At 72.3% G+C, this 12163-nt stretch carries 10 protein-coding genes; 6 read left to right on the forward strand and 4 right to left on the reverse strand.

Going from position 1 to position 12163, the window contains the following annotated elements:
- Positions 1-49 precede the first annotated feature (49 nt).
- Positions 50-517, reverse strand: coding sequence for a MarR family winged helix-turn-helix transcriptional regulator (locus tag BM236_RS06990; protein ID WP_091121827.1), 468 nt, complete (start codon positions 515-517; stop codon positions 50-52).
- 78 nt (positions 518-595) lie between these two features.
- Between BM236_RS06990 and BM236_RS06995 the strand changes: the two genes are divergently transcribed.
- Positions 596-973 carry a cupin domain-containing protein gene (locus tag BM236_RS06995; protein WP_091121829.1) on the forward strand — a complete coding sequence of 126 codons (378 nt, stop codon included), beginning with the start codon at positions 596-598 and terminating at the stop codon, positions 971-973.
- Positions 974-991: 18 nt separating this feature from the next.
- Here BM236_RS06995 and BM236_RS07000 read toward each other — a convergent pair whose 3' ends face one another.
- Positions 992-2671, reverse strand: coding sequence for an amidase (locus BM236_RS07000; protein ID WP_091121831.1), 1680 nt, complete (start codon positions 2669-2671; stop codon positions 992-994).
- Positions 2672-2685: 14 nt separating this feature from the next.
- Here BM236_RS07000 and BM236_RS07005 point away from each other — a divergent pair, with 14 nt between their 5' ends.
- A complete protein-coding gene (locus tag BM236_RS07005; protein WP_091121834.1) occupies positions 2686-3687 on the forward strand; it encodes an agmatine deiminase family protein in 1002 nt (333 codons plus the stop codon).
- A gap of 139 nt (positions 3688-3826) precedes the next feature.
- On the forward strand, positions 3827-4123 hold the full coding sequence (locus tag BM236_RS07010) for a hypothetical protein (protein ID WP_139230051.1): 297 nt from the start codon (positions 3827-3829) through the stop codon (positions 4121-4123).
- A gap of 68 nt (positions 4124-4191) precedes the next feature.
- Here the strand turns inward: BM236_RS07010 and acs are convergent, their stop codons facing one another.
- Together acs and BM236_RS07020 are read right to left on the reverse strand one after the other, a co-directional pair.
- Positions 4192-6168: an acetate--CoA ligase gene (gene acs / locus BM236_RS07015; RefSeq protein ID WP_091121838.1), complete on the reverse strand. Its 1977-nt coding sequence runs from the start codon at positions 6166-6168 to the stop codon at positions 4192-4194.
- Between the two features lie 110 nt (positions 6169-6278).
- Positions 6279-6899, reverse strand: a complete 621-nt coding sequence (locus BM236_RS07020) for an acetate uptake transporter (RefSeq protein ID WP_091121841.1) — start codon at positions 6897-6899, stop codon at positions 6279-6281.
- A 229-nt stretch (positions 6900-7128) separates the two neighbouring features.
- Here BM236_RS07020 and BM236_RS07025 point away from each other — a divergent pair, with 229 nt between their 5' ends.
- From BM236_RS07025 to BM236_RS07035, 3 genes are read left to right on the forward strand one after another with little or no spacing between them, the layout of a single operon-like run.
- A complete protein-coding gene (locus tag BM236_RS07025) occupies positions 7129-8694 on the forward strand; it encodes an MFS transporter (protein ID WP_091121843.1) in 1566 nt (521 codons plus the stop codon).
- Positions 8694-10760 carry a molybdopterin oxidoreductase family protein gene (locus BM236_RS07030; protein ID WP_091121844.1) on the forward strand — a complete coding sequence of 689 codons (2067 nt, stop codon included), beginning with the start codon at positions 8694-8696 and terminating at the stop codon, positions 10758-10760. Before BM236_RS07025 ends, BM236_RS07030 begins: the two co-directional genes overlap by 1 nt.
- Entirely contained in the window at positions 10757-12157 is a 1401-nt protein-coding gene (locus BM236_RS07035; protein WP_091121847.1) for an FAD-dependent oxidoreductase, read from the forward strand. Before BM236_RS07030 ends, BM236_RS07035 begins: the two co-directional genes overlap by 4 nt.
- Positions 12158-12163 lie beyond the last annotated feature (6 nt).

Here is a 12163-nt window from a genome sequence, read left to right on the forward strand (position 1 = left end):
CGCCTTCACCCGGCCTTCACCCGGCCTTCACCCGGCCTTCACGCCGCTTTCAACCGCCTTCGGGTGTCCAGTCGGAGAGGTCGGTGTGGCTGCGCCCGCCCCGGCCGACCTGCGCGAGGGTGGCCAGGGTCGTGTCCACGTCGGCGTCGCCGACCCGCTCCCGCCACGCGGACAGCTCGGCCCGGAAGGCCGTGGCCGACAGCCGGAGCATGGTCCGGCCGCGCCTCGTGGGCCTCAGCAGCCGCTCGCGCCGGTCCCGCGGGTTCGCGGCGCGTTCGATGAACCCCATCGTCTCCAGGGCCTGCGCCGTCTTGGTGGCCGCCTGCTTGGAGACGCCGAGCCGCTCGGCCAGCTCGACGCTGGTGCAGCCGGTACCGATGGCCTGCATCGCGAAGCCGTGCGTGGCGCGGACCCCTGGGAAGCCGGCGGCGTCCAGTGCGTCGTGGACGGAATCGACCAGGTTGCGGAAGGCGGACTGGAGGAGGAAGGGCATCGCCACGTCGTCGACCGGGTCCATGGCGCGAATGCTAGCGGCTTGCCGTCAACCTGGTTGACCATCTATGGTCAACCCAGTTGACTATTAAGGAGAGGGTGGATGACGCACCTGAAGAGTTCCGAGGCACGGACGTTCCACATGCACGGGGTGAGCTTCCACTCCTACGCGGCGAGCGCGAGCGGGGCCTCCCGGCTGGCGGGCTGGCGGGTGGAGTTCGAGCCCCACGTGCCCGGCCAGGCGCACACGATGACCGAGGAGGAGGTCCTCTACGTCCTCTCCGGCGAGCTGGACGTCGAGGTGGGCGCCGACAGGTTCACGGCGCGGGCTGGTGACGCGATCCTGGTGCCGGCAGGCGCCGGCTTCCGGGTCAGCAACACGACCGACCGGCCCAGTCAGGCGTGGGCGACCTCCCTGATCGGCATGAGAGCCGTCATGCTGCCCGGCGAGCAGGAGATCGCTCCGCCCTGGGCCGGATAGCGGTCTCGGCCGGACCCCTCAGAGGCCAGGCGTGAGGGGCGGTTCGGTGCGGCGTCGGCCGGTCGCCTCGATGCGGACGCCGAGGCCGAGCAGGAAGGTGTCGCCGTACGCGCGGCCGGCGATGGTGAGGCCGACCGGCATGCCGGTGTCGGCCATCGTGCCCATCGGGACGGTGACGGTGGGGATGCCGAGGTGGCGCCAGACCAGGTTGCCGTTCGCGACCCAGACGCCGTTGCGCCAGCCCAGGTCGGCGGAGGCCGGGTCGACGTCCATGTCGGCCGGGCCGACGTCGGCCACCGCTGGGAACACCACCGCGTCCAGGTCGTGGTCGTCGAGCCACTCGTCGAAGTCGATGCGGCGCGTCTCGACCAGTCCGCGCAGGCCCGCCTCGAGCTCCGGGATCTCGGTCAGGGCGGCGTACGGGTGGGTGCGGACCTGCTCGGGATAGGTCGCGATGTCGTCGTCGAAGCCGTCGTAGCGGTCCGGCAGCGCGCCCTCGGGGTGGGGGAAGATCGTCGCGCCGTCGACCTGGGTGAGGGTGTTGAGAGCCGGGTCGCCGTTGGCGGCGAGGAAGTCGTCCCAGGACCAGGCGGAGAGATCGACGATCTCGCGCTTCAGGTAGGCCTCGGAGACGAGCCCACGGGTCCGGATCGTGGGCGCTCCGGGGCGGTCGCCCTCGTAGTTGCTGACGACCGGCAGGTCGACCTCCACCACCGTCGCGCCGGCGGCCTCGAGGTCGGCGCGCAGCTGCTCCCAGAGCTCGATGACCGATGCCCTGGTCACGATGCGGCGGCCGGTCGGTCCGCCGATGCCGACGCCGTCGGGCGCGTCGTCCGCGTTGACGTACATCCTCGGCACGCCGATGACGTGGCCGTCGAGGCCGAGCGGATGGCCGAGCAGGTCGACGTACGACGGCGGGCGGAGCTCGCTCGCCCGCGGGATGTCGACCCACGGCTGCGCGCGCCAGAAGTCGCCCCGCGTGTCGTGGTCGTCGGCCACCACGACGTCGAGGACCTCGAGCAGGTCGGCCATCGTGCGCGTGTGCGGGACGACGACGTCCATCGTCGGCACGAGCGGCCAGTTCCCGCGGGTGGAGATCAGACCCCAGGACGGGGTGTAGGCGCAGAGCGCGTTGTTGGACGCGGGGCCGCGGCCGCTCGACCAGGTCTCCTCGCCCAAACCGAACGCGGCGAAGCTGGCGGCGGTCGCGGTGCCACTCCCGTTGGAGCTGCCGGAGCCGAAGGGCGCCGTCAGGTAATCGGGGTTGTAGGGGCTCTCGGCGCGCCCGTAGACGCCGCGCTGCATGCCGCCGTTGGCCATCGGCGGCATGTTGGTCAGGCCCAGGCAGATCGCGCCGGCACCGCGGAGCCGCTCGATGGTGAAGGCGTCGCGCTGCGCCACGAGGTGCTCGAAGGCGGGGCTGCCGGCCGCGGCGGTGAGGCCTCGGACGAGGTAGGAGTCCTTGGCCGTGTAGGGGATGCCGTCCAGCGGACCGAGGGTCGCGCCGCGGGCGCGGCGCTCGTCGGACTCCCGAGCCTCCGTCGGCGCTGCCGGGTTGGCGACGACGACCGAGCTCAGCCGGTCGTCGTACGCGCGGATGCGGGCCTGGTAGGCCTCCACGAGCCCGACGCTGGTGACCGCGCCGGCCTCGAGGGCGGCGCGAATCTCGGGGATGGTCGCTTCGACGACATCGAACACGCAAGAATCCTGGCATGTCAGTGATGCCGCCGGAGTGGGCCCCGCAGGATCGGATCTGGATGGCGTTCCCCGCGCCCGGCTACTCGCTGGGCGAGACGGCCGAGGAGGCCGACGAGGCGCGCCGGACGTGGGCTGCCGTGGCGAACGCCTGCGCCGGGTTCGAACCGGTGACCGTCGTGGTCGACCCCGCCGAGGCCGCCGCGGCGCGCGCAGTGCTCGCGCCCGAGGTCGAGATCGTCGAGACGCCGCTCAACGACGCCTGGATGCGGGACATGGGGCCGACGTTCGTGCACCTGCCCTCCGGGGAGCTGGCCGGCGTCGACTGGGTCTTCAACGGCTGGGGGCAGTGCGACTGGGCGGCCTGGGACAAGGACGAGAAGATCGGGTCGTTCGTGTGCGCGGAGGCCGGCGTGTCGCGGATCGGGTCGGCGATGGTCAACGAGGGTGGGGCGATCCACGTCGACGGGTCCGGCGCCGTCCTGGTCACCGAGACCGTCCAGCTCGGGCAGGGCCGCAACGAGACATGGACGAAGGCCGAGGTCGAGGCCGAGCTCGCCCGGACGATCGGCGCGACCGAGGTGGTGTGGCTGCCGCGCGGGCTGACCCGCGACTACGAGCGCTACGGCACCCGTGGCCACGTCGACATCGTCGCGACCTTCACCTCACCCGGGCGGGTGCTGCTCCACACCCAGCACTCGGAGTCGCACCCGGACCACGAGGTCTCCGCCTCGTTGCACTCCCTGCTGGCCGACCGCTTCGACGTCGTCGAGCTGCCCGCGCCGGCGACGCTGCGTGACGCCGAGGGCTGGGTGGACTGGTCCTACGTCAACCACCTCGTCGTCAACGGCGGCGTCATCGCCTGCTCCTTCGACGACCCGAACGACGCCGATGCCGTGGCGATCCTGCGCGATGCCTACCCCGGTCGCGAGGTGGTCCCCGTCGACGCCCGGCCGCTCTTCGACCGCGGCGGCGGCATCCACTGCATCACCCAGCAGCAGCCGTCCGCGCGGGTCTAGGTCGCACCGCGATCGACGGTGTCCGCGTCGCAGGTCACCAGGACCCGGTCGAGGGAGGGACCGACGAGCTCGGTCACGACCTGGTCCGAGCATGGGCGTACGCAGTGTCACCAACGGTTTCCCGGTGCACACTGGCCGGGTGACCCTCGTCGTCTTTGCCGGCATCGCCCTGCTGGGCGTGGTGGCGCTCGGTCTGATCGTCGTCGTGGGCACGCGGATGGTGCGGAACCCGGACGAGTCGAGCGGGTCGATGGCCGACGCCTTCGGCAGCTTCATCGACGTCTTCGACCCCGCCCGCGCCCGCGCGGACCGTGACCTGGACTCCAAGGAGCACCAGGGCGAGGCAGCACCGTCGCCGGACGACGACGACCGGCCGGTGACCGTCGACCTCCGGAGCGGCACGGCCCGGATCCGACGTACGCCGCCGCGCACCTGACCTTCTGAACGCTCGACCGGCGTGTCGGCGTCCAGAAGGCCGGGTGACGCGGCGCGACCCCCGCGGGGTCAGTCCTCGGTCGAGGTCGCCTGGCCGGCGGAGATGAGCTCCATGATCGTGGAGTCGGCCAGGGTGGTGGTGTCGCCGACCTCGCGCTTCTCGGCGACGTCGCGGAGCAGGCGCCGCATGATCTTGCCCGAGCGCGTCTTGGGCAGCTCGGGGACGATCATGATCTGGCGCGGCTTCGCGATCGGGCCGATCTGTGTCCGGACGTGGTCGGAGAGCTCCTTGGCGATGCCCTCGCCGCCGTCGCCCGCGTTCTCACGGAGGATCACGAACGCCACGACGGCCTGACCGGTGTCCGGGTCGGTCGCGCCGACCACGGCGGCCTCGGCCACCTTCGGGTGCGAGACCAGCGCCGACTCGATCTCGGTGGTGGACAGCCGGTGGCCGGAGACGTTCATGACGTCGTCGACGCGGCCGAGGACCCACAGGTCGCCGTCCTCGTCCTTCTTGGCCCCGTCGCCGGCGAAGTAGAACCCCTGGTCGCGGAAGCGGGACCAGTAGGTGTCGATGTAGCGCTGGTCATCGCCCCAGATGGTGCGCAGCATCGACGGCCACGGCGAGGTGAGGACGAGGTAGCCGCCCGAGCCGTGGGGGACCGGGACGCCCTCGTCGTTGACCACGTCGGCGGAGACCCCCGGCAACGCGGTCATCGCCGAGCCGGGCTTGCCGGCGGTGACGCCGGGCAGCGGGCTGATCATGATCGCGCCGGTCTCGGTCTGCCACCAGGTGTCGACGACAGGGGTCCGGTCGCCGCCGATGACGAGGCGGTACCAGATGTAGGCCTCCGGGTTGATCGGCTCGCCGACGCTCCCCAGGATGCGCAGCGACGACATGTCGTGCCGATCCGGGATCTCGCGACCCTGCTTCATGAACGACCGGATCGCGGTGGGCGCGGTGTAGAAGACCGTCACCTTCTTGTCGGCGATGATCTGCCACCACCGGCCGCGCTCGGGTGAGTCCGGCGTGCCCTCGTAGAGCACCTGCGTGACGCCGTTGGCCAGCGGGCCGTAGACGATGTAGGAGTGACCGGTGATCCAGCCGATGTCGGCGGTGCACCAGTAGACGTCGGTCTCCGGCTTGAGGTCGAAGACCTCCCAGTGCGTGAACGCGCACTGGGTGAGGTAGCCGCCCGTGGTGTGCAGGATCCCCTTCGGCTTCCCGGTGGTGCCGGAGGTGTACATGACGAAGAGCGGGTGCTCGGAGTCGAACGACTCCGGCGTGTGCTCGGGGCTGGCCGAGTCCACGACGTCGTGCCACCACACGTCGACGTCCTCGTCGAACGCGACCTCCTGACCCGTACGCCGGACCACGAGCACGCGTCCCACGTCGTGACCGGCCCGCGAGGAGATCTGGCGGGCCTCGTCAACGGCGGGCTTGAGGGCCGATGCGGTGCCGCGCCGGTAGCCGCCGTCGGAGGTGACGACGAGCTTGGCCTTGAAGTCCTCCAGCCGGCTGCCGAGCGCCTCGGCCGAGAAGCCGCCGAAGACGACGGTGTGCGGCGCGCCGATCCGGGCGCAGGCCAGCATCGCGAAGATGGCCTCGGGGATCATCGGCATGTAGATCGCGACCGGGTCGCCCTTGCCGATGCCGAGCGACGTCAGCGCGTTGGCCGCCCTGCTGACCTCGGCCTGGAGGTCGGCGTAGGTGATGTCGCGGGCCTCGTCGGCGGGCTCGCCGACCCAGTGGATCGCGACGCGGTCGCCGTTGCCGGCCTCGACGTGCCGGTCCACGCAGTTGTAGGCGACGTTGAGCTCGCCACCGACGAACCACTTGGCGAAGGGCGGGTTGTCCCAGTCCAGGACGCGGTCCCACTTCTTGGTCCAGGCCAGGCGCTCGGCCGCAGCGGCCCAGAAGCCCTCGCGGTCGGCCGCCGCGTCGTCGTACGCGGAGGCCTTGACGTTGGCGGCGGCGGCCAGCTCGGCCGGCGGCTCGAACCTGCGGTTCTCGTGGAGCAGGTTCGAGAGAGTCTCTTCAGTCACTGTCGATCACTTCCCGTACGGAGTCAGCAGCATGGGCTACGCCACACTAGGCCCGGTGGGGCCTAGCGTGGCGTAGACAGGTTGGCAGTCGGTTGCGGACCTCTCGGCGCTCAGGTCCGCGGGTAGACCGGGAACGCCTGGCGCTTGAACGTGAACGCGGTGACGCCCGCGAACGAGGTGTACCAGGCGGCGAGCGCGGTCGCGAGGCCGAAGTAGCCGCCGACATGGGTGATGCCGTCGGAGGTCGCCCACTTGCCCCAGGCGAGCACGAAGAACGTGATCGTCAGCAGCACGAACACCGCCAGGACGGCCAGGCTGACCCGGCTCGCCGCGACGGTCATGTAGAGGGTGAACAGGCCCCAGGCGAAGAGGTACCAGCCGACCGCCTTGTCGGCGTCGGCCAGGTTGCCGGCGTCGTGCTCGACCAGCCACCAGAAGGAGATCCAGAAGGCGCCGAACGAGGAGAAGGCCAGCGCGCCGAAGGTGTTGCCCTTGGCGAACTCCCACATGCCGGCCGCGAACTGGGCCACGCCGCCGTAGGCCAGCGCGAGACCGAGCACGTAGCCCTCGTTCGCGCTGTCCATCCAGCCGGCGTTGACGACGCTGAGGAGGAAGGTGGTGAGCGCGAAGGCGGCCAGGCCCAGCGGGCCCGGGTCGGCGAGGTGCGCTCCGGGAAGAGGACGGGAGATCGGCGCTTCCGCGGGGACCTCGCTGCCGTAGTTGGTCGACATACCTGCTCCTTCGAGAGATCGAAGACCGCTCCCGGGTGTCCGGGGCAGTTGAACGTAAAATCATGTTAGCCACGTCACAGCCGATTTGTCCGAACAGGACGGTGTGTCTCCTTGCCCCTGCCGTCGCGGTGAGGCCGTGAGCGGAAGTTGACCGGACGGAGACCCGCGCCGGACCGAGGCGTTACGGCGCGCTCCGAGGATCGGTGGCACCCGATCAGAGGAGCCCTCCATGACCGTGACGAGCAGCAGACCGACCGCCGCCGGGAGCGGCGCGCCCCGCCGTACCCACCGCTGGATCGACGACTGGCGCCCCGAGGACGAGGGCTTCTGGGCCGCCACGGGCGCGCGGGTCGCCCGCCGCAACCTGGTCTGGTCGATCTTCGCGGAGCACCTGGGCTTCTCGGTCTGGATGATCTGGAGCGTCAGCTCGGCGCTCCTGGCGGCGGTCGGGTTCGCCTTCTCGGCACAGCAGCTCTTCTTCCTCGTGGCCATCCCCAGCCTCGTCGGCGCCCTGCTGCGGCTGCCCTACACGTTCGCGGTGCCGGCCTTCGGTGGCCGGAACTGGACCGTCTTCTCCGCACTCGCGCTCCTGGTCCCGACGGCCGGGTACGCCGTCGCGGTCACCGACACGTCGACGCCCTACTGGGTGTTCTGCGTGATCGCCGCGTTCGCCGGCCTGGGTGGCGGCAACTTCGCCTCGTCGATGACGAACATCAACTTCTTCTACCCGGCCGCCAGGAAGGGCACCGCCCTCGGCCTCAACGCCGCGGGCGGCAACCTGGGCGTCGCGCTGATCCAGCTCCTGCTTCCGGTCATGGTCGGCGGCGCGGGCATCTTCGGCCTGGTCGGCGCGAGCTCCGACGGGATCCACCTGCAGCGGGCGGCGTACGTCTATGCCGCGCTGTGCCTGGTCGCGGCCGGGACCGCCTACTTCCTCATGGACAACCTCTCCACCGCCACGTCGTCACCGCGCGAGCAGCTCGCCGCGCTGAGGAGCAGGCACACCTGGATCATGGCGTTCATCTACGTCGGGACCTTCGGGTCGTTCATGGGCTACAGCTCGGCGATGCCGCTGCTCATCAAGCTCAACTTCTGGCGCCAGCCCGTCCCGGGCGTCGCCGGGATCGGGATCGACTTCGCCTACTACGCCTTCCTCGGCGCGCTCGTCGGCTCGCTCACCCGGCCCCTCGGCGGCTGGCTGGCCGACCGGCTCGGCGGTGCCCGGGTGACGCTGGGCGCGTTCGTCGCGATGATCGTGGGCACCCTGGGCGTCCTCCTCACGCTCACCCGGCTCGAGCCGCTGCCGGCGGCCCCGACCGGCGCGGCACTGGCCGCGATCAAGGCCGACCCGTCGGCGTTCTCCTTCAAGCCCGAGGTCGTCGCGGCCGTCGACGCGAACGCCGCCGTGTTCCCGTGGTTCCTGCTCGCCTTCCTCTTCGTGTTCGCCGCCACCGGCATCGGCAACGGGTCGGCCTACAAGATGATCCCGGCGCTCTTCCGCCGCGATGCCGAGATCGCGACCGCGCCGGCCACGGTCGAGCGGCACGACGCGCTGGTCGCCGCGGGCCGGCAGTCCTCGGCCGCGCTCGGGATCATCGGCGCGGTCGGTGCGCTGGGCGGCTTCCTCATCCCGGTCTCCTTCAACAGCCCGTGGGTCACGACGCCGCTGGAGGCGACCACGGCCGCCTTCGTCGCCTTCACCGCCTTCTACGTCGTCTGCGCGATCGTCACGGCCGTCGTCTACCTGCGCCGGCCGCGGGCCCACGCGGTCGTGCTGGCCGACGCGCGGATCTGATGACCGACACGCACTGCCCCTACTGCAGCCTCCAGTGCGGGATGACGCTGCTCCGCAGGGGCCGGTCCGTCCTGGAGGTCGCTGCCCGGGAGTTCCCCGTCAACGAGGGCGCGCTCTGCCGCAAGGGCTGGACCTCGACGGGCCTGCGCGGCTCCCGGGAGCGGCTCACCACCCCGCTGGTCCGCTCCCGCGAGACCGGGGAGTGGTCGGTGCTGACGTGGGACGAGGCTCTCGACCTCGTGGCCTCCCGGCTCGCAGCGCTACGTGAGGAGCACGGTGCGGATGCCAACGCCGTCTTCGGCGGCGGCGGCCTGACCAACGAGAAGGCCTACCAGCTCGGCAAGTTCGCCCGGGTCGCCCTCGGCACCTCCCGCATCGACTACAACGGCCGTTGGTGCATGTCGTCGGCGGCCACGGCCGCCAACCAGGCGTTCGGCCTCGACCGCGGCCTGCCCTTCCCGCTCGCCGACGTCGAGCAGGCCGAGGTGGTCGTCCTCGTGGGCTCCAACCTGGCCGAGACGATGCCTCCCGCCGCCCGCCACCTCGACCGGCTCCGCGCACGCGGTGGCAGAGTCGTCGTCGTCGACCCGCGGCGTACGCCGACCGCCGACCATGCCGACGTGTTCCTCCAGCCCGTGCCGGGCACGGACCTCGCCCTTGCGCTCGGTCTCCTGCACCTGGTCGACGCCTCCGGGGCCGTCGACGAGTCCTACGTGGCGACCCGGACGACCGGCTTCGACGCCGTCCGCTCGACCGCGGCCGCGTGGTGGCCGGAGCGGGTCGAGCGCATCACCGGTGTGGCCGCTGCCGACCTGCGCTCGCTCGCGACCGTGCTCACCTCCAGCAAGCGGGTCGTGGTGCTCACCGCGCGCGGCGCCGAGCAGCACGCCGACGGCACCGCGACCGTGCTCGCCTGGATCGACCTCGCCCTCGCGCTCGGGCTGCCCGGCCGGCCGTACGCCGGCTACGGCTGCCTCACCGGTCAGGGCAACGGCCAGGGCGGCCGCGAGCACGGCCAGAAGGCCGACCAGCTGCCCGGCTACCGGATGATCGACGACCCGGACGCCCGCGCCCACGTCGCGTCCGTCTGGGGCGTCCCTCCCGAGTCGCTCCCCGGCAAGGGGCTGTCCGCCTACGAGCTGCTCTCGGCCATCGGCACGCCGCTCGGACCGCGCTCGCTGCTGGTCTTCGGCTCCAACCCGGTCGTCTCCGCGCCCAACGCCACCGCCGTCGCCTCGCGCCTCCGCGCCCTCGACCTGCTGGTCGTCTGCGACCTCGTGATGAGCGAGACGGCGGCGCTGGCGGACGTCGTTCTGCCGGTCACCCAGTGGGCCGAGGAGACCGGCACGATGACCAACCTGGAGGGCCGGGTCGTCCTCCGCCAGCAGGCGGTCACCCCGCCGGCGGGCGTCCGGTCCGACCTGGAGGTCATCGCCGCGCTGGCGGTGCGCCTGGGGGCGGCCTCGACCTGGTCCACCGACCCGGAGGAGGTCTTCGCCGAGCTGGGTCTGGCGTCGGCGGGCGGTCGGGCGGACTACGCCGGGATCACCTATGCGCGCATCCGCGAGGAGGACGGCGTCTTCTGGCCCTGCCCGTCGCCGTCGCACCCCGGGACACCGCGGATGTTCGCCTTGTCCTTCCCGACGACGGACGGTCGCGCCCGGTTCGTCCCGGTCTCCTACGACGGTCCGGCCGAGCCGCTCGACGGCACCTTCGACGTGCACCTCACGACCGGCCGGGTGCTCGCCCAGTACCAGTCCGGAGCCCAGACCCGCCGCATCCGCGACCTGCCCGACGACGGGCCGTTCGTGGAGCTGCATCCGCTGCTCGCCGTCCGGCTCGGGGCGCGGGACGGCGAGCCGGTCACCGTCACCACCCGGCGCGGCTCGCTCACCGCGCCGGCCCGGGTGGTCGGGACGATCCGGCCCGACACCGTCTTCGTCCCGTTCCACTGGGTCGGCGCGAACCGGCTCACCTCCGACGCGCTGGACCCGTCGAGCCGGATGCCCGAGTTCAAGGTGTGCGCGTGCGCGGTCACCGTGCCGGCGCTTGTGGGAGCCCGATGAGGACGGTCGTCGTCGGCAACGGCATGGCCGCGGTCCGGCTCGTCGAGGGGCTCGTCGCCCGCGGCATCGGCGACATCACCGTGATCGGCGACGAGCGGCACCCGCCGTACAACCGGATCCTGCTCTCCGCCGTCCTGGAGGGCACCCACCGGGCGGAGGCGATCACGCTCCGACCCGAGCAGTGGTACGCCGACCACGGGGTCGATCTCCGGCTCGGGACGCGCGTGGTCGACATCCATCGCGCCCAGCGGGAGGTCGAGATCGCGGACCGCAGCCGCGTCGCCTACGACCGGCTCGTTCTCGCCACCGGCAGCATCCCCACACTGCCGCCGATCCGCGGGCTGGTCCGGGTGGAGGGGCGACTGCACGAGCAGGTGCACGCCTTTCGGCAGCTCGACGACTGTCTGCGGCTCGTGGCGGCGGTCGAGGACGGCGCCCCCCGCGCGGTGGTCGTCGGCGGCGGGCTGCTCGGGCTGCAGGTCGCGCGCGCCCTGGCGGTCCGTGGCGTCGAGACGGAGATCGTCGAGGGCGGCGACCACCTGCTGCGCAGCCAGGTCGACGGGGCGGCGGGCGGGGTCCTGCGCCGGTCGCTTGAGCGGCTGGGCACGCGGGTCTACACCGGCGCGCGGGCCGTCCGACTGACCGACGAGGGGCTGCGGCTCGACAACGGCGTCACGCTCGACACCGACCTCGTCGTGCTGACGGCCGGCGGGCGGCCGAGCATCAGCCTGGCCCGGCGGGCGGCGCTGGCGACCCGCCGCGGCATCCTCGTCGACGGCACCCTCGCGACCAGCGACCCCGTGGTCTTCGCGATCGGCGACTGCGCGGAGCACGGCCGCACCACCGGGTTCGTCGGCCCGGCCTGGGAGCAGGCGCGGGTCCTGGCCGACCGGCTCGCCGGAGGGTCGTCCGCCTACACCGGGCACCGCACCGTCGCGCGGCTGCGGGCGACCGACCTGGAGGTCGCCGTCCTCGGCGACCCGGAGGCCGGCGGGGCCGAGGACGCCGATGTCGTCCAGGCCTCCAACCCGATGACCGGCACGCACAAGAAGCTGGTCGTCCGCGACGGCGCGATCGTCGCCGCCACGCTCGTCGGCGACCTGTCGCAGATCGGCGTGATCACGCAGTACTTCGACCGGCGTACCGTCCTCGGCCCGCGGGAGCCGGCCGCCCTGGTCACGCCGCCGCGCACCGGGCCCGCGCCGGAGACCGCCGCGTCCGCGTTGCCCGACGAGGCCGAGGTCTGCGCCTGCGCGGGTGTCTCGGCCGGCCGGATCCGGGCCTGCTCCTCGATCGACGAGGTCCGCGAGACCACCCGCGCCACCACCGGCTGCGGCGGCTGCGCGCCGACGGTCGCCGCCCTGCTCGGCCCCGTCCCTTCGTCGGTCGGATCGTGAGGCCGT

The organism is Nocardioides terrae, from assembly GCF_900112345.1.
GTDB classification, from domain to species: domain Bacteria; phylum Actinomycetota; class Actinomycetes; order Propionibacteriales; family Nocardioidaceae; genus Nocardioides; species Nocardioides terrae.